Genomic DNA, 20,413 nt, shown 5'->3' on the forward strand with positions numbered 1-20,413 from the left:
TCTCCACTTCAAGCTAAAAAAGCTCAAAATTTCTGCCAGTATTTGGAAACTCATCGGCATCGAATTGTCAATTATGAGTATTATCAAGCCGAAGGTATTTGTTCGATTGGTTCTGGTGCTGTCGAGTCTACTATCAAACAGATAGATCGACGATTAAAAATTTCTGGAGCGCAATGGGATGAATATAATGTCCCTCAAGTTCTCAAGCATCGCTGCGCTTATCTTAATGACCAGCTTTAGAACCTGTTTAGTTCGTTTGTTCTAACAAAGTTGACATGCTCCCTCCACTGTTTTTGCTCCTTCACGAGTCACAATTTCAATTAAGTGTGCAGTAAGACATCGTTTATTGTGAAACTGGGCTAAATTACATCTATGAGTCCTTTAGATGTAGATGACCAGTTTGAACTAGAAGATGAAGACAGCTTCCTATCGGATGACCAGTATACAGACACACTCGACTTTTCAATGGAAGTTGAGCCATTGAGTGAGAATGATAACTCTGTAGAAGAAGACAAATCAGTTGAGTTTTTAGATCAGAGATTTTTAGAGGACTCAGAACTCAGACTCTCAGGTGAACAAAGACTCAATCTGGAGATAATTCGCAATCTACGTGAACCCTGCGATCGCTTAACTTACGGCAAAAGGTTGGAAGAAGCAGCCAAAAAGCTTGGTAAATCTGAACGAACCGTTAGACGTTTGATTAAGTCTTGGGAAGAAAAAGGTATGGCTGCTTTAGCGGAAGTTCCTAGAGCAGACAAAGGACAGGTGCGAAAAAGTGAATATTGGTATAAATTGAGTCTCAAGATTTATAACCAAGGGAATAAAGGAAGCGATCGCATGACTCGCACTCAGGTCGCCGAGAAGATTGAGACTAAAGCTTATGAGTTCGCCAAAAAAGAATTAGAAGCAGAAATATCAAGGTTAGAAAGTCAGGGAATTCGGGGAGAAGACTTAGATCGGCAGTTAAAGAAGCTGATAAAAATAAAGGAAAAAGCAGAAGGATTTAAGTATTGGTCAAAGTATGGAAAACCTCCCAGCACTAGAACAGTAGAAAGATGGCTCAAACCAGTTGAGGAGAAAAGGCATAAATCTCGCATTAGCCGTAGCCCAGGATGGCACGGTTCCGAACATATAATTAAAACCCGTGATGGTCAAGAAATATCTATTAAGTACAGCAATCAGGTTTGGCAAATTGACCATACTAAAGCTGATATCTTATTAGTGGATGAGGATGGTGAGGAAATAGGCCGTCCTCAATTAACGACGGTTATAGATTGTTACTCTCGCTGCATTGTTGGATTGCGTCTAGGCTTGGCTGCACCTAGTTCTCAAGTTGTAGCTTTGGCGCTGCGTAATGCAATTATGCCAAAACGGTACGCTTCGGAGTATGAACTCAGATGTCAGTGGAGTGCTTACGGTGTACTTGATATTACCAGTAAGTTTCAAGAATACTTCACACAAGTAAACGGCTATCCACCCGAAAAGCAAGAGAAAGCGATGGTGACAGTCCTGCAACAGGCAGAGTTACTCTGTAAAGATTGGGCTGCGTGAGGGGAGAAAGTGCGATCGCACTCAGTGTAGAGTGTGGTATCCCCTACAAACAGTTTGTACAAAACAATGCTTTCTAAGATTTGGTAGTTTGGAGATTAGAAATTTAACACTTCCTTTAACCCTCCAAAATTACGATAAATAAAAATGAATACATTACTTTTTCAATTTCAACTTTAAATGCTCCATTTATCTCTGTTATGCAGCGAAAGTGAAGTCCAAGAAAGTGAAGTCAAAGAAATTAAACTCATCCCACCAAGAGGAGCAAGTATGCCAGCACTACGCGGACTTGCATTACATAAAAAGTTCGGTGGGGGGAAAAATTTGACCTTAGCTGAAGCGATCGCACAAGAAAAACTTCTGACCCTTGAAGATATTGATAAAATGGTGGATTTTTTTGAGAAATTCAAACCAGACATGGACGATCCAGGGTGGTACAACCCTGAAAAACCTTCTGTAGGTTGGATTCGCTGGTCTCTCATGGGAGATCAGTCTGGTAAAAACTGGTCAATAGACACCAAAAAGATGGTTGAAGAAGGTTTGAAAGATAAATCTATAAAAATAAAGACGCTGGAATAAATATACAGCAGGAAAAATACTAAAGCTTCCAGTTTTTCTAAGTAGTTCTATTTATTTGGCGATCGCAACCAGGAACACTAATAACTAATATAAGTATAGTCGTGAACTCCGACTCTTCCCACAACCACAGCGAGAAAAGGTGATAGACAGCGATACGCTTTCAACCCAATATATAATCGACGTACTCAGTAGACTACCTTTGGAGCCTCTAGAATACTGTCAGCGATGGGTTGAAATACCTTCAGATGAACGTGGTTATCGCAAAGCTTGTGTTACGGCTCTAGCCGAGGCTACAGGCTTAAGTCCACGTACAGTTAATGACTGGGGTCCGAACTTTGAAAGGCGACCAGATCATGTTTTACACGTTCTCAGAATGGCGGATATGCTTAACCAGATCAGGAAAATAGTCTTACCGCCTGATTATCCGCAAAAATAATTTAATCGGATTTTCCGACTAAAGTACTGGTATTGTGGGCAGAGATTTCTTAATCTGTAGACTGCTGTATTAGACTGCCGCTTGAGTACAACAACAGTTGCCTACACTTTTGAATCAACAAATTGAAAGTAGGCAATTGCCAATATAAAATCACTCAAGCCTTCATCTGGTACTTGCCCATCCATTACCAGCCAAGATTGCTTGTGAGACTTTCCCCTAGTCCAGAAGAGCAGAGGATTGATGCTATTCGTCAGCTGCCTTTGGAGCCGATGGAATATTGTCGTAGGTGGGTAGATATTGACCCAGCCAGAGGTTATCGTAAAGCTTGTATCAATGCTCTGGCACAAGCCACAGGGTTAAGTCCTCACACCATCAAAGACTGGGGAACCAACTTCGACAGACGACCCCATTACATTCCTTTCCTGCTGCGACAGGCTGATTTACTCAATCAATTTAAACAACTGGTTATCAGCCAACAAATAATTTTGCCTACCAACTTTCTTACTAACTAACTGTTCGTGATTTACGAGTAACTCGTGATAAAACCTCTTGCTCATACAGCTAGGGACGTTTTATTCTGTCCTACATCTGTATTCATTCGCGTGAAAATAAGTGACATTTTATCATCCTAAAATTGCGGTTCTTTAGTACTTAGGATGCTAAACTAACAAACAAAATGCCAAGTTAATAGGCATCTAACTCGGAAATTATCAAAATTTCTAAATCCATAACCAGAACGCTTAATCAATTTAAGCTTGTTATTAATTCCCTCGACAGTACCACTAGTTGTCCGATTATCGAAGTAAGCAATAATTTCATCAAACCAACGAATAATAGTATTGTTACTTTTGGGAAAATATTTTTTAGCTTTCGATAACCACATACCTAGTTTAAAAACTCCTGTATACCAATTAGTAGTTTTATTAAAAAGTTTTCTAATTTTTTCTTTTAGTTCATGCATTTCTTTCAATAGAGGTGATACATTTTTCACTTGAATAAGTTTATTAATTTGCTCTTCATTTCAGCTATCTTCATTCTGAAGTAGCGGATATTTACTCTTATTTAATCCCTCTAATATCTGTTCGTATTCAACTTTTTTTAATGTCGATTTTGCTTTTTTGATTAACTCTTCTATATTCCGTTTTTCTCTTTTTCGTTGAGTATCTAACTCTTGAGTTATCTGTGTCATCACATGAAATCTATCTGCTACTACTTGAGCATTAGGAATTAATTCTATTACTAAATTTTTATAGCCTTGCCACAAATCTATACTTACTTCTTATATTTGCTCTAAAATCTCAGTTCCCCATCCTATAAGGGTTTCCTTTATTATTTCTTGTGTGCGTCCGCCCAGAATTGCAATTAGTTTAGATGTATCTAAATCTACTAATACAGCGCAGTAGTTTCCTTTGCCTTTAACTAGAGCTATTTCATCAATTCCAAGCCTTTTTAAACTCGAAGGTTTAGAATTCTCCAATTCTTTAGAGGCATCTTTTAACATTCTTTCTATTTCTTCAGTTGTCACAACTCCTTTTTTAGCTAGACTATGTATATCTGAATCTAAAACTTCCTTGATGATTTTATTGGCAAGTCTTTTGGTATAAGTTCTTCTTCTATTTACAAAATCTAATTCCTCTCTACGAGACGCTACGCGAACACTAAATGGCTTTTTACAACTTTCACATTTAAATTGTCTTCTATTTATTCCTAAAAATACTAGTTGCTCTCCCCAAGACAAATCTTTGACTACAAATCGATGGTTTTGGTGTAATCTATGACTTTTTGTACCGCAACCAGGGCAGATACTTTCCTGCAAAGTTCGCTCAACCGGCTAGGGGTGGGTTGAAAGTGGCATTACTCAACCAACATTGTGGCAGCCTGGAGTTTCAACAACCATCCCGGCTAGGGGTGGGTTGAAAGATGTCTAAACCTAAGTAATTCTCCGAAGGAGAACCAGTTTCAACAACCATCCCGGCTAGGGGTGGGTTGAAAGTTTACTTCTATCCCTATCTGCTCCAGCAGAATGATTCTGAGTTTCAACAACCATCCCGGCTAGGGGTGCGTTGAAAAAATAAGCAATAAAAACTATGTACTCGCACTAACCAGATTTTAAAATGGTTAAAGAGTATAACTAAGTTATTAGGAGGGTTGAAAGGAGCGCTGCGATCGAACAAATGTTAAGGAAAATAATTTGCTTGTGGTAAATTTTACAGTTAATGACGAAAGAAGACGACGTTAATTTGCGAAAACCTAATATACTAAAATTAGTGACACAAACTTACGAAATCGACCTTAATTGGCAAAAAGCGACATTAATTTGCGAATTGCGACATTTAATCTGCGAATGTACAGTAAAAATGGAGAATAACGGATTTGAACCGATGACCTCTGCGGTGCGATCGCAGCGCTCTACCAACTGAGCTAATTCCCCTTAATCAGTGCTAAGTCAAAAGTAATATTACTCCTTAACTCAACGCCCTATCACCATAGAGTATTCTAACATTCAGTTACCAATGGCTGAGGCTGTTTTTGGGAATAAACCTTCTGCACCCGTTCGAGTTCCAAATCACTGAGATAATCAACAGTCCAGTTACAGCAGCGCTGGAGCATGTGGAATGGGTAAGTATTCGCTACACCAACTACTTGCATGTGCGATCGCTTCGCCGCTTCAATACCTGCTGGAGTATCTTCAATTGCCAGACACTCGTGTGGTTGAAGATTCAATTCAGGATATTCTTTATTCAGGCGTTTAACTGCCAGTAGATAACCATCGGGTTCTGGTTTACTGGTGGTGATGTCGTCACCCGCGACGATAATTTTAAAATGTTCAGCCAGTTTAGCGCGATTGAGTACCAATTCTATTTCTTGGCGAATAGCACCACTGACTAAACCTAGTTTCAGATGGCGCGATCGCACCTGAAATATTAAATCTTCTACGCCTGGATATAAAGGCAGTTTCTCTATTTTTTCTAGTTCCACCACATAGGACTGGGCCTTGCGGTACAGCAACTGAGTTAAATAGTTTTCGTTAGCTACTCTACCACGATTAGCGAGTAGTTGCTGAAAACAAGCGCGATCGCTGCGTCCTAAAGAAGCTTGACGCTCATTAACCCGTTGGGGTTGGAGATTTTCTTCAATGAGAATCTCATCTATCAGTTGCAGGTGGATTGGTTCATCGTTAATGATGACACCATTAAAATCAAAGAGAACTGCCTTTAAACTCATGCCATTATGCCAAACGCTGGAGATCCAAGTCCCTCCAAATCATTATTATCTATTGATGTGACAGTATACTGCCGAACATTTTCAGTTGTGATCGGTTTAATGCCGCTAGTTACCTGATTTATCCACCATACATCGTGCGATCGCACAGCTTCAAATCCGGCTGCACCCATATTCGCCTCTACACTACCAGCAGCATACTCACGAATATATGGCTCCTCAAAAACATCATTAAGCCATTCTAACTGACGCAGAGTCTTCTGATTTCCATCTAGAATTAATACTTGTCCTCCAGTTACCAGTAACCGAAAGCTTTCCCGCAGAATTGCTAGGGATACCGCATCTGGTGTTTCGTGGAACAGCAAAGAAGCTGTCACCAAGTCAAATGTTGCGTCACTCAAACCAGTTTTTTCAGCATTCCCGTGTCGCCAGACTATGTCTAAACCAGCATTTCTAGCTTTATCTTCTGCCCTTACCAGCATGTAGGGTGATAAATCCAAACCAATAACTTCCGCTTCGGGGAAAGCCTGCTTTAACATTAAAGTAGTGGAACCTGTGCCACAGCCTAAGTCAAGTATGCGTCGTGGTTTTACCTTGACGGCATCAACTAAAGCCTGACGGACAATAGTTTCATTAGGTGGTAGAACATATTGGGTAATCGGATCGTAACTAACTGCTGCACCGTAATTGAGATATCCGCCTGTAACACCGTGAAAGTTTTGACTGCTGTAGTACGGGGGAATTATGACATCATCTCGTCGATAGCGATCGCACTCTTTCTCCCAGTCAATACTATCAGCGTAACGCCGTAATCCATCTTCATCAATCAAAAGACGAACTACAGGGGATAAAAACCTTTCCCAGATTGTATCTTGACGCACTGCCATATTCTGTCAGAACTTTAAGGGGCAATTTAACCAGAGTAATTTTCTTTACAAATTTTAATACATCTGGAAAACATCTGCTTTCTCTCTATGGCGATAGTTTGACGATTGTAATTTAAGATGTTACATTTGTAGTATAAATGCTGCTCCAAAAAGTAGTTCTTCAGCTTCACGAAAATTGAGGGAGCCAAATGAAAGACAATACAACATTTAAATTGCTACAACTAACCAGGTAATGGGTTATAAACCATAGCGATAATTATCACTACCCTATACCTAATCCTTACGGGTGACGCTCGTACCGACGCTCGTTCCTCGCTAACGCTTCGCTATCGCTAACGGTAGTTGCTCATGGGGGAAACCCCCAGACGCTCGCAGGCTCGCTAGCGCCAAGGGTGAAGACAGCACTACCTCACCAAAATCTAAAATTTAAAATCCAAAATAGAAACAATTATGCCCTACGAAAAGTTAGAAATTACTACACCAGCACCCGTCTTATCTTGGGCAAATCACTCTTTGGGCCCAGAAGAAACAAAGATGGCAAAAAACGTGGCATCGTTACCATTTGTGTTCAAGCACGTGGCTTTAATGCCAGATGTTCATTTAGGAAAAGGTGCCTTAGTGGGTTCTGTAATTGCAACTAAAGAGGCAATTATACCAGCTGCTGTCGGTGTGGATATTGGTTGTGGAATGAGCGCTATCAAAACGGCATTTACCGCAGAACAACTGGAAGGTAAACTGAAGAAAATTCGCCTAGATATTGAAGCCGCAATTCCTACTGGATTCAACGAAAATAAAGAGGTTGAAAAATCTGTTAGCAATTGGCAATACTGGGAAGATTTTAAAGACTTGCATCGCGGTGTACAAGACCTACAAAGTAAAGCGATGAAACAGATGGGTTCTCTCGGTGGAGGAAACCACTTTATTGAAGTGTGCCTCGATACAGAGAATCAAGTTTGGCTGATGCTGCATTCTGGTTCGCGTAACATCGGCAATAAGCTCGCCCAATGTCATATTCACACAGCCAGAGAATTAGCAAAAATGGCAGGTAATAAATTGCCTGACCCTGATTTGGCTCACTTTGTCGCTGGTACGCCAGAATTCCAAGCATACTGGCACGATTTGCAATGGTCACAAAACTATGCGCATGTCAACCGCGATGTGATGATGGCGCGTTTTAAGCACATAGTTGAGAAGCATCTAGCAGGTGGGAAGGCAACTAAACCTTTATTGCAGGTTAATTGTCATCACAATTATGCCGAAAAAGAAGTGCATTTTGATGAGGATGTATACGTTACTCGTAAGGGTGCAGTCCGCGCCCAGACTGAAGATTATGGGATTATTCCTGGTTCGATGGGGGCAAAGTCTTTCATCGTTAAGGGTAAAGGTAATGCTCACAGCTTCTGTTCTTGTTCCCACGGTGCAGGGCGTTTGATGTCAAGAAATAAGGCAAAAAATGTCTACACACTTGATGATTTAATTGAGCAAACAAATGGTGTAGAATGCCGCAAAGATGAGGGTGTGTTAGATGAAATTCCTGGTGCTTATAAGCCGATAGAACAAGTTATGGAAAATCAAGCGGATTTGGTTGAGGTTGTAGCAACACTCAAGCAAGTTCTTTGTGTGAAAGGATAAATCATATAGGGTGGGTAATGCCCACCTTTTATACTAACTTAACAAAGTTGTAATTATATCAATATTTTGGAATTTTCATAATTATAAAATGAACAAAGATAAAACCAAAAAAAATAAGACCAGTAATAAAAGTAAAAATATACATCAAGAATTGGTATTTTTAGAATATGAAACAGCTAAAAGTAAGCTAAACAAAGGAATTGCTTTGTAAAACTCAAATCCAAAAGCAGCATTGGATGCTTTACGAGAGGCAATAAAGCTTTGTGAGAAACTCGATAAGTCTAACATAAATACTTCTTGTTTATTTGGTATGGGATATGCTTATGCTTTACTAGGGAAACATAAAGAAGCAATTGAACAGCTTAACCATATTTTAATTATCGCTGATAAATTAAATAATAATGATATGGAGGCTGGTGTATTTAATATACTTAGTCAGTGCTATAGCTATATAGGAGAATTTCATAGAGCAATAGATTGTGAAAATAAATTTATCATTATTGCGAAAAAATACAGCCAAGTTGAATTAAAAGCAATTTCATTAAATAATTTAGGGAAATATCATAATTGTATAGGATACTATCGAATTGCAATTAATTACCTAACAAAATCTCTATCACTTGCACAAAAAATTGGCAATCAAGAATGTGTAGCTTCTGCACTTAGCAATCTTGGTGATTCTTACTATCATCTGGGAGAATTGCAAAAATCAAGAGAGTATCACCAGCAGTCTCTCGCAATTGAAGAGAAAATTGGTAATCATATAGGAGCAGCACTTTCTTCAGGAGGTTTAGCTAATACTTACCATGAATTGGGACAAAACCATCAGGCTATTGATCAATTCCATAAGTTGCTCAATGTGGCAAACAAGATGCAGCATTCACAAGGAAAAGTCAATTCACTTCTTGGTCTTGGTAATGTTTACTTTGATCTTAGGGATTACGAAAAGGCAGTTAATTACTATCAGAACTGTCTGGAAATCGCAAGAAAGGTTGAAGATGCCCAAGGAGAAGCTGATTCACTCATTGGTTTTGCTAATGTCTACTTTGCCCGTAAGGAATATAAACAAGCAATATATTATAATAAGCAGTCATTAATAATTCTACAAAAAATTTGTGATCGTAAAGGTCTATGTATAGCTATTGGAAATTTAGGATCTGCTTACTCTTCATTAGGCGAATCTAAACTAGCGATAAACTACTATCAAAAGTCTCTAACCATTGCGCGGGAGATAGGAGATTGTATTAAACAGGGAAAATATCTACATAATTTAGGCTTGATTTTATTAAGTAGTAACCAACTTACAGAAGCCGAGGCAAATCTCAGTGAGGCAATTCAAATTTGGGAAAATATCCGCTTATAATTAGCTAATGATGCCGACAAAATATCAATCTTTGAAACTCAATCAGTTACTTACACCCTATTGCAAAAAGTCCTAGTCTCTCAAAATAAAATATTGGAAGCTCTAGAAATTTCTGAAAGAGGACGTGCTAGGGCATTGCTAGAGTTACTGGCAAAAGGTTTAGCCGCCAAACCTTTAGGTTATATTCAGGAATTACGCTTAGACGAAGCTATTAAACCACCCAACATTGACACAATTAAACACATCGCTGAGGTACAGAAATCCACAATTGTTGAATATTCAATTATTGATGCAGAAAACCTATATATTTGGGTTATCAAACCAACGGGTGAAATTATCTTTCGCCAGGTTTACCTGGAAGACGAAACATCTTTAGAAGAAATACTATTAGAAACTCATGAAAGGATTGCTAATTCCTCTTGTCCGGATGTTGCTCAACCTTTTGCCCAGCAGATATATCAATACTTGATTCAACCAATTTCTGACTTACTCCCAACTGACCCCAATGAATCCGTTATTTTCGTGCCACAGCATCGGCTATTTTTAATTCCTTTTTCAGCACTGCAAAATAAGGCTACTGGCAAGTTTTTAATAGAGCAGCATAGTATAGTAACAGTTCCTTCTATCATGATGCTGAACTTAACTCATCAACAAAAAGAAAGAGTAAAAAACTTGAATTTGGGGGTGATAGAAGACTTCATTGATGCTCTTGTGGTGGGGAATCCAACGATGCCAATAGATCCCTCTCAACCACCGAAGCCGTTAAAACCATTGCCTCATGCTGAAGAAGAGGCAAAAGAAATCGCCTCATTATTGAATACAGAAGCTCTAATTGGCAATAACGCTCTTAAATTAAATATTCTGCAACAGATGCCTAAAGCCCGGCTGATTCATCTGGCTACTCATGGGATATTAGATATTACTGAATCGTCGATACCAGGAGCTATAGCCTTGGCTCCATCAGACAATGATAGTGGCTTCTTAACCTCTAGCGAAATTCTGGATTTGGACTTGAATGCTGAATTAGTTGTCCTGAGTGCCTGTGATACTGGGAGAGGTATAATTACTAGTGATGGCGTAATTGGCTTGTCTCGTTGTTTATTTCTGGCTGGTGTTCCCAGTATAATCTTATCTCTTTGGGAAGCTCAGGATAGTTCAACCAAGTTGTTGATGATTGAATTTCACCAGCATCTTCACAGTGGTATGAATAAAGCTCAAGCTTTACGCCAAGCTATGTTAGCGCTCATGCGAGAATATCGTAATTGTCCGAATAGTTGGGCAGCATTTATCCTGATTGGTGAAGCTGAGTAATACTATACTAGACCAGGGACATGAAACTGAGCAAAAGGATAATTTTGTTGTAGCTTGTAAGTGATTAATCGCTCTAAGCTTCGACTCTATTAAGCCAATTCATTAAATCAGCCTCACTGGCAAAATCTAGTAATACTTCACCCAAGTTTTCTAACTGAACCAAGGACAACTCTTGCAACCGAGATTGTAACTGAGAATTAATTGAACCAAGCCGACGATTTAATAGACGCATCACTAGCCTCAGTTCTGATTGCCTTCCTTGTTCAATGCCTTGTTCTCTCCCTTCTTGAAGTCCTTCTTGGAGAATTTCTTGATAAATGGCAGACTCTCTCATATCTTCTATCCTCAAAAATTGACGAATGAGTTCTGGCTCAAATACCAACCCGGCTAGAAGTTGGGTACATACCGAGATACTCTGCTTGGTGGCTGCTTCTTCAATCATACTCACTTGAACTGCCACCTGTTGGAGTAAGCTTTGAGGGGAATCTGTTCGCGCCAAAGTTGCCAGAGGTAATAAACCAGGAGATAACAGTAAGGGTTCTGGATCTTGGATAACGCGGTAATGGTGGCTAGTATTGCGGGCAGTAAATTGATCTACAAAGACAGTTTCTGAAGTTGTCGGTTTAAGAAAAATTACTATCTGCTCGATATCACAATTGTATTGTCGATATAGCCGCACCCAATAGTCCAACATCCGCAGTGGCAAGGGTGGAGTCGATGCTGGTAAGGTTTGAAACTCCAAATGCAGTATTTGATTGGCAGTTTGCAAAAAGGTTACAGAATCGGCACGGATTGGTTCTTGATTTAATTCTGTTTTCAGAATCTGGATATCCGTTGCCTCAGATGCGAGTAAGTAGCGGACAAAATCTTCTGGATACTGCTCAACCAGATATTTCAGGGTGTTGTCGTATGTCACTTTGATATCAGTTTGGACATGAACTTATGTAGAGACGTGATATCGCCACATAGTTTGTCCATAAAACAATTAAGTGTAGGTATTGTTTGTTGTTAGCGCTACTATACGAAAAACTGCTTTTCGCTGATAGCGCTAACATTTAAATTTGCTGTCTTTTCAAAATTACATTGTCAAAGATTGAGGGTTCGTCTCAATCAATTTCGCTAAATCTTGCAAGAACGCCGCAGCATGGGCACCGTAAATAATCCGGTGGTCAGAAGTAATATTGACTTGCATTTGTTGGCGCACGCCAAATAAACCGTCGGGTGTTGCTACCACTTGCGGACGCGATGCCCCGATCGCTAAAATTGAACCTTGTCCAGGCGGTAAAATCGCATCAAATTTGTCTACGCCAAACATCCCCAAATTAGATAGGGTAAAAGTACCACTGTTGTATTCTTGGGGCTGTAGTTGTTTTGCCCTGGCACGTTCTACCAAAGATTTCCAAGTACGCGATAGAGAATAAATATCCACTGCGTCTGCATTTTGCAGCACAGGTGTAATCAATCCGCCATCATCCATCGCTACTGCTACAGAGATGTTGATATCAGAATGATAGACAATTCCCTGGTCTGAGTAGCTAGCATTCAACAGTGGGTGTTTTTGTAAAGTCACCGCTACAGCTTTCGCCAGTAGCGCTGTCATTGTCACGCCTTTGGATTTAATTTGTTTATAAAGTTTGTCTAATCCATCAGTGGTAATTGTATAACCGACCCGGAAGACGGGCACGGATATGGTAGCTACCATGTTCCGTACTACGGCATTTTGGAAGGTAGTTAGAGGCACGGTTTGACCAGGAACAGCCGCCACCACTGGTGCAGGTGCAGGTGTCCGAGGTGCTGAGGGTGCAACTGGGGTGCTGGTTGGTACAGGTGCTGGTGGGGCAACTGGGGCAGTGGCGGGTTGTTTGCCCTTATTGGACAATGCTTCCACATCCTCGGCGACAATGCGACCGTGGGGGCCACTACCTTGGAGTGTAGTTAAATCAACTTTGAGTTCTTTGGCTAACTTGCGGGCACGGGGTGAAGCTACAAGCCTTCCTTCTTTGTGGTTAGACCCGTTTTGAGACGCTAAGGCAGGTGTTGCAGCTAAGGCTGTGGCGGGGATTGGTTCTGGGGAAGAGGTAGCACTAGCAGCCACGCCGCCGGAATTGGCAAGAGATTTGGCAGTTTCAATTTCAGCTTCCGTTTCGGCTATGAAGGCGATCGCAGATCCTACCGGGGCAGTTTCACCAGCTTCAACTATGATATGGGCAAGAAATCCTTCATAAAAGGTTTCTACATCCATATCTGCCTTATCTGACTCTACAACCACCACTGTTTCGCCTTTCTCCACTTTGTCACCTGGCGATTTCACCCAGGAGACGATTTTGCCTTCGGTCATGGTAGAACTCAAAGCCGGCATAAATACTTCGTGAATGCTCATAGGGTGGTTTGGGAATCAATGGTTTATGGACTTTAACAGCTTTTGTCAGATCGAATTGTATCTTGATAAAAGAATTTTGGACTGGAGATTTTATATTTTAGGTTGGGACATGGGGCATTGGGGATTGGGCACTTGTACTAAGCGACTCGTGCCGAGCATCTCGACTTACTTCGACTACGCTCAGTACAAATAGCTCGATGGAGCCGAAGCCGAGGTAAGCCGTTGGCGCAGCCTCTCCAAGAGTTGTATTGGGCATGAGGCATTAGCTTTTGACCAATGACTAATGACTAATCGATTGACTTTAGGAACCTAAATATGACTTAGAGGTCTATAATACAGAGCTATCCTCAATGGTTAGCCAAAATCTCCGTTTTAGTCGTTGACTTACAAATAACACCACGAGTTTCTCACAGATTAAATCGGATTGCGATTTATATTCCTCATAACTATTGCTTAAGATACAGGAGCTTCTCACAGATAGAGGATATGGGATGCAGTTCAATCTAGAATTCAAAATTGGTAATAAACCTATTTGAAATTCCTGTTTACTTTTATGTCTGCAAAATTGAAATTCTTTTTGATTGTGATACTAGGTATCTTTGCCACTGCTGGCGCTGGAGTTTATATTATCCAGCGCCAGCAATCTGAACCGATTGTTGAGACTAGTGATGGGCAAACTCAGCAGGTGGGAGCAATACATCAGTCTCAAGAAGTTGTGGCATACTTAGAACGTTCCGATTATAAAACTATACCTCTAGAAAATATCAACTCATCTCTCCAAGGTAGCGACCCTGCTACCCTTGCGCTGAATGCTTTTGACGACATAGCAGTGGGAGGAAGGCGAAAGGTAGAGGTAGCTTATCCGCAACGAAATCAGGCCTTTGTGACGATTACGCAAATCAAGCAGGGTAATGATGCAGTTGGTATTAAATATCGAGTTGAGATGACCACCTTTGGGCGATCGCTTTTTATTAGCTCACCTCCAGTGTGGCAAATTGTTTGGGCTGGCTCCCAGGTGGAATGTTGGGCTGGGAGCCGCTCCCATACAAAGTTAAATCACATCTGTCATTAGTCATTGGTCATTGGTCATTAGTCATTGCTCACAAAACAAATGACAAATAACAAATGACTAATTTAAACGTCGCCGCGAATTTCTTCTACAACGCCATCGCGCAGAACGATTTCGACCTGCATTTTGCTAATCAGGTTATCGCCGGTTTCAACCCGGAAAAAGCCTTCCATTTGGAATTGGTTGACTTCCTGATCTTGCTGGAGAAACTGCACTTGCTGAAGGTTTTGCAGCAACTGATTTTTCTGCTCTAGGAATTCACTTTTCTTTTGATTGACTTGGAGTTGAATATTGTCAATCTGTTGGAGAGTCTGGGGCCCAGGTGGTTGCAAACTCTGTTTTTGAATTGCAGCGATCGCTCTTTGTCCTTCAACGTCTAGCTGTTGCAGTTGCTGATCGAGTTGATTGATCTGCGTTTGCAGCTGCTGTTGTACTTCCTCTTTCCAAAGGGGAGTCACAATGACTTTGACGTTAACGACGCGTTTCAGGAGCAAATTAGATTTGGAGACATCCATAAATATTTCACGTTCACTCTTTACAGTTAGCAGGTGGAATCATCAGGCAAACATGCCGTCAATAATATCGCGATAGCGTTCCGTGACGACGTGTCGTCGAACTTTCAGTGTTTGTGTCATCAAGCCATTTTCGATGGAAAACGGTTCCAGGATGAGTTTGAAGGTTCCGATGCGGTCATCTGGTCGAAAGCCTGGACGATTTTGCACTTCCCGATTTAATTCTTGCCGAAATAAATCCTGGATCATTCTACTCTCGAAGTCAATTTTTTGACTAAATGAGGAAGTCGCTTGATCGTTGGGCGTATCCACTATCAGATTCTGACTTACTGCCCATTTTTCTAGGGCTTCGACATTGGGGACAATTAAGGCTCCCAGACTGCGCTGATCTTGCCCGACGAGCATAATTTGATCGATGTATGGCGATCGCAAACACGCATCTTCGATTGGCTGCGGCTCAATGTTTTCCCCGTTAGTCAATACAATCGTATCCTTTGCTCTGCCAGTTAGCACCAAGTCGTCTTCTGGTGTCAGCCAACCTAAATCGCCGCTATCAAACCAACCTTCAGCATCAATTGCTTTCGCTGTCGCTTCGGGATTTTGGTAATAGCCTTGCATAATCTGCGGCCCCTTCAACAATACCAAGCCTCGCTTCTCTACTGGTAAAGGCGCTTTTGTCTCAGGATCTACGATTTTAGCTTCTGTAGCTGGAAGTGGTTGCCCTGATGCACCAATCAAATTTCGCCAAGGACGCCGCACGTGGGTAACAGGAGAAGTTTCTGTCAAGCCATAACCTTGCAAAATCTGCACACCAATAATTTCAAAGAAGTTATCTATGTGTCTGGGAAGCGCACCGCCGCCGCTAATCATCTGCTTAACTTGTCCTCCTGTGGCTTCCCGCACTTTGGCATAAACCAGTCGTTCTCCCAAGGCATGGAGGGGTAATAAAGCCGATGCTTGTATACTAGCTGCTAATCGTTCGCCGGGTGAAGCATGAAGATTATTTAAACTCAACCCTTCAGCAACTCGCCGCGCTTTGATATATTTTTCGCTAATGCCCATTAAAAAGTTAATTAGGCGTTGCTTATTCGCTGGTTGTTCGCGGAACTGCTTTTGCACTCCTTCATAAATCGATTCCCACAGGCGGGGTACACCCACCATGTAGTTAGGTTTAAATTGTCTCAAATCCCCTTTTACGGAGCGCAAGTTGGTATAAAATTGCGTGCAACCTTGAGATAGTAGGTAATATTCAACAGTTCGTTCGTAGCTGTGCCACGAAGGCAGGATACTAAGAACGATATCGCCCACGTTTGGTTGCACTACTGTCCTGAAAGTGAGCACTTGGTGCATCAAGTTGTTATAAGACAGCATTACACCCTTGGGTTTGCCCGTGGTACCAGAGGTGTAAATTAGGGTTGCCAGAGCGTCACGATTTTGCTTGACTGGCACAAAATTATGATTTACCCCAATTTCGATCAACTGGGTAAAATTCAGCACCTTTAGGGTTTCATCTGTTGGTGGTGCTTCATCGGAAAGTAAGATGACTACTTGAATTGGTAAATCTTTGAGGCGGTCTTGTAGTTTTTTAAGTGTTTTTAAATCCTCAACTACTATTGCCGTGCTGCCGCTATTAGCGATGATAAACAGCAATTCTTCTTTTTCCGCTTGGGCGCTACGCACCGCATCAACTGCTCCAGCGGTCATGATGCCTTGATCGGCAATAAACCAGCGAGGACTGTTGTCAGCAATTAAGGAAATGCGATCACCTACCTTTACTCCCAACGCCTGCAATCCAGCAGCAAATAGTCGCATTTGCTCTGCTAGCTGGGTATAAGTAATCACTACTTCTGGTTTAGCGTGAGGGTTGCGGAGGGCGACAACATCACCAAATCGTTGAGCTGCCAAAGGCCAAATTTCTGGCAGCGATTCCACATTTGTGTAATCTACCAACCGCTTTAATGCCTGCTGTTCTCGCTCACTGATGTTAGATAAAAAAGAAGACGCGGTTTGGGTTTTTGACATAACACCTTACCTAAGTATCGTAAACTGATTATTTTCCAGCTTATTTTGTTATTCGGCTACAATAAACGTCCTTATTATCCACATTCCCTTCTGTGTATGATTATTCCAGGAATTCCACGTTTATATTTACAAATATTTATGTTAAAGTTAATTTACATAGACTGCAAGCAATGGATTGACTAAAAATCAATTCTATACATATCATTATGCTTGCGTCTAAGAACAGCGATCGCCTACGACGGGCTACGCCTACGCCTACGTTTCACAGGAGATGATTACCTATGAATTTAATAGACACTATACTGCTAACGCTGCTCAATATTGCTGCTTGCATGGCATTGCCTAAGCTTTTAGCTATCCTTCTGGCTGATAAAACCAAACTTACTGAAGCGTTGAGGAATGGTTCCAAATCACAAACAGCCAGAGTCGCAATTACCAGTTTTCCTTATTGTACAGCTTACCCAGTGACAGGCAGTCAATTTTGTAAATTCAGACCTCATTTCTGTGCCAAGTGTTCTCCGAATTGATGGACTGTTTGCAAGTAAAAATTATTCGTTACTTACGACGACTAGTTATTAAATTAATTCTTTCTAATTTCGTCAAATCTCTTATGTTGTTCTATTGTTCGTAGTTTGTGCTTTAGCAAAGACAGCGCAAACTACGAACTTAGCAAATTAAACTTGACAGACCACTACGAGAAAATTTAATTAAATTTACATTACGTAACATAGTTTAATTTCTTCTTGCCTACTTACTTAGAACGCTTAATACACCTGCGGATGAGATAGAAGTTAAGTTTGGCATTAAGTTTGGCATTAAGTTATCTAAATTGGATTAGTCTACATCTGCCACTGAATTGGAAAAAGTCTTCTCTTGAAAAGAATGTTTAAAATTGATAGTTACCATAGGATAAAAAATTCATTTATTTAGCTTATGTTCTCTAAAAGAAATCTAAAATCATATTTTTAAGCAATTGTACTGATTTTGCTTCAAACTAAAAAATATAGTAAGCACCAATTTTCAAACGGAGAAGATTAGTATATGAGTTTGATTGATGGTATATTCCTGACGCTGTTAAATACTGTTGCCTGCCTAGCACTGCCTAAGCTGCTAGCTGTAATTTTGGCTGCCAAAAGCCAAAACACTGCACCTTCAGCATCTGCCCTTACATCACAAGATTCCAACTCTGAAATCCCCAGTTTTTCTTAATGTAAGCTGATTATCTATAGATATCGCCTTGATGAGGAGTAAATTTAGTTATTGGTGCAAGGCGATATCTGACAATAAGTTATACATATCAATACCTTTGCCAAAATAAGAGCCTACAAAAATTTTGGCAAAAATACTGATACATGGGCGTTTAGCTCGACATCGTAGCTTGGAGGCTCAAACCCTTTAACATGAAGGTAATACGTAAAAAAAGCTTGCGGGAAACCTTGAAGGAATTTTTAGGACTTATTGTTTTTGCCAAACTCAAGAGACAAGGGAGCTAATATACCAACTCACCCTCGTAAATTGGCGAAGGTATTGACATATATTATTTATTTGTTCTTGCTATAGTTATTTTAGGTCTGACGATAATAAAAAATGCGATCAAAGTAAAAAGTAACATTTGCCAAGTTACCAAATTCCAGCCACCAATATCCCAGCATAATAGACCAATGCTAGTACCTACAGAACCGCCGATAAAATAGGTAGTCATATAAACTGTGTTGATGCGACTATTCGATTGAGCATCAAGAGTGTATATCCTTGCGACATTGGTGACTTGGGTTGCCTGTACACCTATATCTAGTAACAATACAGCAACAGCGATCGCTAGTGCAGAACTAGAAGCAATTTTAACAATTACTAAGCTTGCAATCACCATCGATACAGCAATAGTCAAGGAACGTTGGGAGTTACCTCGATCGGCTAGTTTACCAAAAACTGGTGCCATCAATGCACCTGTGATCGCCACAAAGCCATACATCCCAATTGTGTCAGATTGAAAATTAAAAGGTGCTCCGCTTAAATGGAAAGTCAGCGTTGTCCAAAAGGAGCAAAAGACACCAAACAATAATCCGCCGATTAAAGACGTTTCTCTTAATAATGAAAAACGTTTTATTTGTTTAAGTGTTGAACTTAATAATTCCAAATAATAACCATTAAATTGATTTTCGATATTAGGCAAATATATATTTAGTAAGGCAATAACAATTAAAATCATTACTGCTGAAAATCCATATACATAACGCCAACTCAACCATTCAGCAATATATCCACTAAAAACCCTTGCTCCTAAAACTCCAATCAATATACCAGTAAAAATATTGCCTACGGTTTGGCCTGTAGTTACTCTATCTATACTTGCTGCTAAAGGAAGAATAATCTGAGCGGAGACTGTCGCAATCCCAATTGCTACGCTCAATATCCAAGCTTGGACGATGTTTTGTGAAAACGTCATGGCTATCAACAAACAGAACAAACATATCAGTAAGCAAAGAATTAATTTTTTCTTGTTGATTTTATCGCCCAAGGGAATTAAAAAGAAAAGCCCAAAACCGTAACCAACTTGCGTAAGCACAGAGATGCTACCCGCTTCGCTTTCACTGACTCCAAAAGATGATGCAATATCTTTAAGGATTGGCTGATTATAATAAACGTTAGCAACACAGACACCAGCTGCGATCGCCATAATCAGTACCTGGATTTTAGTTAATCCGTTACTTGAGATTTGTTTTTCCATTCAACCTAAATTTATACAGGAAAAAACTGGTTTACAGTACAGCTAAAACCAGGCAATAAAGGAGAAATTATAATATCGCTACTAAATAAGGTTTCTACCAATTTAAGTTGATTTTGTTCGCGTCGATAGACCTCTAGTTTACGCGATCGCCAATCAGCAATCCAATATTCTTTTACTCCTCTAGAAGAATAAAGTTTAAGTTTAGCTTCCTTATCTCGTCTTTGGTCTGAGTTGCTAGCAGACAAAACTTCGACTACTAAATCTGGTGCGCCAGTTAAATGTCCCCCTTCATCCAACATTACCGCCAAGGTTTCCTTTGTAGCCCAAACTACATCAGGAATCACATTATCTGATTCTGAAAACAAAACACCGGGATTGATTACAGCTTCTCCTAAACCACTAAAATCCGACCAAATGTTAAGCTGTTGGAAAATTCTGCCACAAGTTTGCTGATGCTTGAAGTGAGGTGCTCTAGTCACAAATAATTCTCCATCAACTATCTCGTAGCGCGTACCTTCATTTTCTGGTAATAGTTCCACGTCGTGAATTGTCCAGTGTACTCCTGCTGTTAGCATCTGACTCATCGCCTAACTCCTTTAATCTTGCTCTTGTATTTAATCATAAGAGGTTTAAAAGCTTGACTTTATCTTAGGGCGTGTCATCAATTGAGCCAGATGACAGAAGCAGCCAGATAAATTGCACCTAGAAAGTTGGTTGCCCGTTT

General features: G+C 40.4%; 20 protein-coding genes, 1 tRNA gene and 2 pseudogenes. 12 read left to right on the top strand and 11 right to left on the bottom strand.

Going from position 1 to position 20,413, the window contains the following annotated elements; all coding sequences use genetic code 11:
* From RM347_RS33085 to RM347_RS33105, 5 genes and pseudogenes are all read left to right on the top strand, one after another.
* Window positions 1–240 (top strand): annotated as a pseudogene (locus tag RM347_RS33085) (ISKra4 family transposase); the annotation flags it as partial.
* 132 nt (window positions 241–372) lie between these two features.
* Window positions 373–1,551 carry a helix-turn-helix domain-containing protein gene (locus RM347_RS33090; RefSeq protein WP_322721716.1) on the top strand — a complete coding sequence of 393 codons (1,179 nt, stop codon included), beginning with the start codon at window positions 373–375 and terminating at the stop codon, window positions 1,549–1,551.
* Between the two features lie 267 nt (window positions 1,552–1,818).
* On the top strand, window positions 1,819–2,127 hold the full coding sequence (locus tag RM347_RS33095) for a hypothetical protein (protein ID WP_322721717.1): 309 nt from the start codon (window positions 1,819–1,821) through the stop codon (window positions 2,125–2,127).
* Window positions 2,128–2,266: 139 nt separating this feature from the next.
* A complete protein-coding gene (locus RM347_RS33100) occupies window positions 2,267–2,563 on the top strand; it encodes a hypothetical protein (protein WP_322721718.1) in 297 nt (98 codons plus the stop codon).
* 197 nt (window positions 2,564–2,760) lie between these two features.
* Window positions 2,761–3,075 carry a hypothetical protein gene (locus tag RM347_RS33105; protein ID WP_163929737.1) on the top strand — a complete coding sequence of 105 codons (315 nt, stop codon included), beginning with the start codon at window positions 2,761–2,763 and terminating at the stop codon, window positions 3,073–3,075.
* 152 nt (window positions 3,076–3,227) lie between these two features.
* Here RM347_RS33105 and RM347_RS33110 read toward each other — a convergent pair.
* From RM347_RS33110 to RM347_RS33125, 4 genes and pseudogenes are all read right to left on the bottom strand, one after another.
* Window positions 3,228–4,379: pseudogene (locus RM347_RS33110) on the bottom strand (ISL3 family transposase).
* 542 nt (window positions 4,380–4,921) lie between these two features.
* A tRNA-Ala gene (locus RM347_RS33115) sits at window positions 4,922–4,994 on the bottom strand.
* Between the two features lie 65 nt (window positions 4,995–5,059).
* Window positions 5,060–5,788 carry an HAD family hydrolase gene (locus RM347_RS33120; protein WP_322721719.1) on the bottom strand — a complete coding sequence of 243 codons (729 nt, stop codon included), beginning with the start codon at window positions 5,786–5,788 and terminating at the stop codon, window positions 5,060–5,062.
* Window positions 5,785–6,672: a class I SAM-dependent methyltransferase gene (locus RM347_RS33125; protein ID WP_322721720.1), complete on the bottom strand. Its 888-nt coding sequence runs from the start codon at window positions 6,670–6,672 to the stop codon at window positions 5,785–5,787. Before RM347_RS33125 ends, RM347_RS33120 begins: the two co-directional genes overlap by 4 nt.
* A gap of 450 nt (window positions 6,673–7,122) precedes the next feature.
* Between RM347_RS33125 and RM347_RS33130 the strand changes: the two genes are divergently transcribed.
* The 4 genes from RM347_RS33130 (at window position 7,123) to RM347_RS33145 (ending at window position 10,978) form a co-directional block, all read left to right on the top strand.
* Complete coding sequence (locus RM347_RS33130; protein ID WP_322721721.1) at window positions 7,123–8,304, top strand: RtcB family protein; 1,182 nt, start codon at window positions 7,123–7,125, stop codon at window positions 8,302–8,304.
* 88 nt (window positions 8,305–8,392) lie between these two features.
* Window positions 8,393–8,515: a hypothetical protein gene (locus RM347_RS33135; protein ID WP_322721722.1), complete on the top strand. Its 123-nt coding sequence runs from the start codon at window positions 8,393–8,395 to the stop codon at window positions 8,513–8,515.
* A 21-nt stretch (window positions 8,516–8,536) separates the two neighbouring features.
* Entirely contained in the window at window positions 8,537–9,667 is a 1,131-nt protein-coding gene (locus RM347_RS33140; RefSeq protein ID WP_322721723.1) for a tetratricopeptide repeat protein, read from the top strand.
* Between the two features lie 93 nt (window positions 9,668–9,760).
* Complete coding sequence (locus RM347_RS33145; RefSeq protein WP_322721724.1) at window positions 9,761–10,978, top strand: CHAT domain-containing protein; 1,218 nt, start codon at window positions 9,761–9,763, stop codon at window positions 10,976–10,978.
* Between the two features lie 73 nt (window positions 10,979–11,051).
* Here the strand turns inward: RM347_RS33145 and RM347_RS33150 are convergent, their stop codons facing one another.
* The 3 genes from RM347_RS33150 to RM347_RS33160 all read right to left on the bottom strand — a co-directional run bounded on the left by RM347_RS33150 (window position 11,052) and on the right by RM347_RS33160 (window position 13,614).
* The gene (locus RM347_RS33150) at window positions 11,052–11,894 is read right to left on the bottom strand and encodes a DUF4351 domain-containing protein (protein ID WP_322721725.1); all 843 of its coding nucleotides are present in this window, start codon (window positions 11,892–11,894) and stop codon (window positions 11,052–11,054) included.
* A 162-nt stretch (window positions 11,895–12,056) separates the two neighbouring features.
* Entirely contained in the window at window positions 12,057–13,358 is a 1,302-nt protein-coding gene (locus RM347_RS33155) for a dihydrolipoamide acetyltransferase family protein (protein ID WP_322721726.1), read from the bottom strand.
* Between the two features lie 97 nt (window positions 13,359–13,455).
* Window positions 13,456–13,614, bottom strand: a complete 159-nt coding sequence (locus RM347_RS33160) for a hypothetical protein (protein WP_322721727.1) — start codon at window positions 13,612–13,614, stop codon at window positions 13,456–13,458.
* A 297-nt stretch (window positions 13,615–13,911) separates the two neighbouring features.
* Here RM347_RS33160 and RM347_RS33165 point away from each other — a divergent pair, with 297 nt between their 5' ends.
* Window positions 13,912–14,430 carry a hypothetical protein gene (locus tag RM347_RS33165; protein WP_322721728.1) on the top strand — a complete coding sequence of 173 codons (519 nt, stop codon included), beginning with the start codon at window positions 13,912–13,914 and terminating at the stop codon, window positions 14,428–14,430.
* A gap of 62 nt (window positions 14,431–14,492) precedes the next feature.
* On the opposite strand, the gene RM347_RS33170 is transcribed toward RM347_RS33165, so the two are convergent.
* Together RM347_RS33170 and RM347_RS33175 are read right to left on the bottom strand one after the other, a co-directional pair.
* A complete protein-coding gene (locus tag RM347_RS33170) occupies window positions 14,493–14,942 on the bottom strand; it encodes a YlqD family protein (RefSeq protein ID WP_322721729.1) in 450 nt (149 codons plus the stop codon).
* A gap of 42 nt (window positions 14,943–14,984) precedes the next feature.
* Window positions 14,985–16,961: an AMP-dependent synthetase/ligase gene (locus RM347_RS33175; RefSeq protein WP_322721730.1), complete on the bottom strand. Its 1,977-nt coding sequence runs from the start codon at window positions 16,959–16,961 to the stop codon at window positions 14,985–14,987.
* Between the two features lie 281 nt (window positions 16,962–17,242).
* On the opposite strand from RM347_RS33175, the gene RM347_RS33180 reads away from it, so the two are divergent.
* Both RM347_RS33180 and RM347_RS33185 read left to right on the top strand, forming a co-directional pair.
* Window positions 17,243–17,488, top strand: a complete 246-nt coding sequence (locus RM347_RS33180; RefSeq protein WP_322721731.1) for a hypothetical protein — start codon at window positions 17,243–17,245, stop codon at window positions 17,486–17,488.
* 514 nt (window positions 17,489–18,002) lie between these two features.
* A complete protein-coding gene (locus RM347_RS33185) occupies window positions 18,003–18,170 on the top strand; it encodes a hypothetical protein (RefSeq protein WP_322721732.1) in 168 nt (55 codons plus the stop codon).
* A 328-nt stretch (window positions 18,171–18,498) separates the two neighbouring features.
* On the opposite strand, the gene RM347_RS33190 is transcribed toward RM347_RS33185, so the two are convergent.
* Window positions 18,499–19,638 (bottom strand): MFS transporter, encoded by a 1,140-nt coding sequence (locus tag RM347_RS33190; RefSeq protein WP_322721733.1) that lies wholly within the window; start codon window positions 19,636–19,638, stop codon window positions 18,499–18,501.
* Window positions 19,639–19,700: 62 nt separating this feature from the next.
* Window positions 19,701–20,273 (bottom strand): Uma2 family endonuclease, encoded by a 573-nt coding sequence (locus tag RM347_RS33195; protein WP_322721734.1) that lies wholly within the window; start codon window positions 20,271–20,273, stop codon window positions 19,701–19,703.
* Window positions 20,274–20,413: the final 140 nt, after the last annotated feature.

The organism is Nostoc sp. ChiQUE02, from assembly GCF_034531305.2.
In the GTDB taxonomy this organism is placed as follows: domain Bacteria; phylum Cyanobacteriota; class Cyanobacteriia; order Cyanobacteriales; family Nostocaceae; genus Nostoc.

Bases quoted from the DNA above. Each gene is read 5' to 3' on its own strand.
- RM347_RS33090 (WP_322721716.1), top strand. From the start codon at position 373: ATGAGTCCTTTAGATGTAGATGACCAGTTTGAACTAGAAGATGAAGAC.
- RM347_RS33095 (WP_322721717.1), top strand. From the start codon at position 1,819: ATGCCAGCACTACGCGGACTTGCATTACATAAAAAGTTCGGTGGGGGG.
- RM347_RS33120 (WP_322721719.1), bottom strand. From the start codon at position 5,788: ATGAGTTTAAAGGCAGTTCTCTTTGATTTTAATGGTGTCATCATTAAC.
- RM347_RS33125 (WP_322721720.1), bottom strand. From the start codon at position 6,672: ATGGCAGTGCGTCAAGATACAATCTGGGAAAGGTTTTTATCCCCTGTA.
- RM347_RS33130 (WP_322721721.1), top strand. From the start codon at position 7,123: ATGCCCTACGAAAAGTTAGAAATTACTACACCAGCACCCGTCTTATCT.
- RM347_RS33135 (WP_322721722.1), top strand. From the start codon at position 8,393: ATGAACAAAGATAAAACCAAAAAAAATAAGACCAGTAATAAAAGTAAA.
- RM347_RS33155 (WP_322721726.1), bottom strand. From the start codon at position 13,358: ATGAGCATTCACGAAGTATTTATGCCGGCTTTGAGTTCTACCATGACC.
- RM347_RS33160 (WP_322721727.1), bottom strand. From the start codon at position 13,614: ATGCCCAATACAACTCTTGGAGAGGCTGCGCCAACGGCTTACCTCGGC.
- RM347_RS33165 (WP_322721728.1), top strand. From the start codon at position 13,912: ATGTCTGCAAAATTGAAATTCTTTTTGATTGTGATACTAGGTATCTTT.
- RM347_RS33170 (WP_322721729.1), bottom strand. From the start codon at position 14,942: ATGGATGTCTCCAAATCTAATTTGCTCCTGAAACGCGTCGTTAACGTC.
- RM347_RS33175 (WP_322721730.1), bottom strand. From the start codon at position 16,961: ATGTCAAAAACCCAAACCGCGTCTTCTTTTTTATCTAACATCAGTGAG.
- RM347_RS33180 (WP_322721731.1), top strand. From the start codon at position 17,243: ATGAATTTAATAGACACTATACTGCTAACGCTGCTCAATATTGCTGCT.
- RM347_RS33185 (WP_322721732.1), top strand. From the start codon at position 18,003: ATGAGTTTGATTGATGGTATATTCCTGACGCTGTTAAATACTGTTGCC.
- RM347_RS33190 (WP_322721733.1), bottom strand. From the start codon at position 19,638: ATGGCGATCGCAGCTGGTGTCTGTGTTGCTAACGTTTATTATAATCAG.
- RM347_RS33195 (WP_322721734.1), bottom strand. From the start codon at position 20,273: ATGAGTCAGATGCTAACAGCAGGAGTACACTGGACAATTCACGACGTG.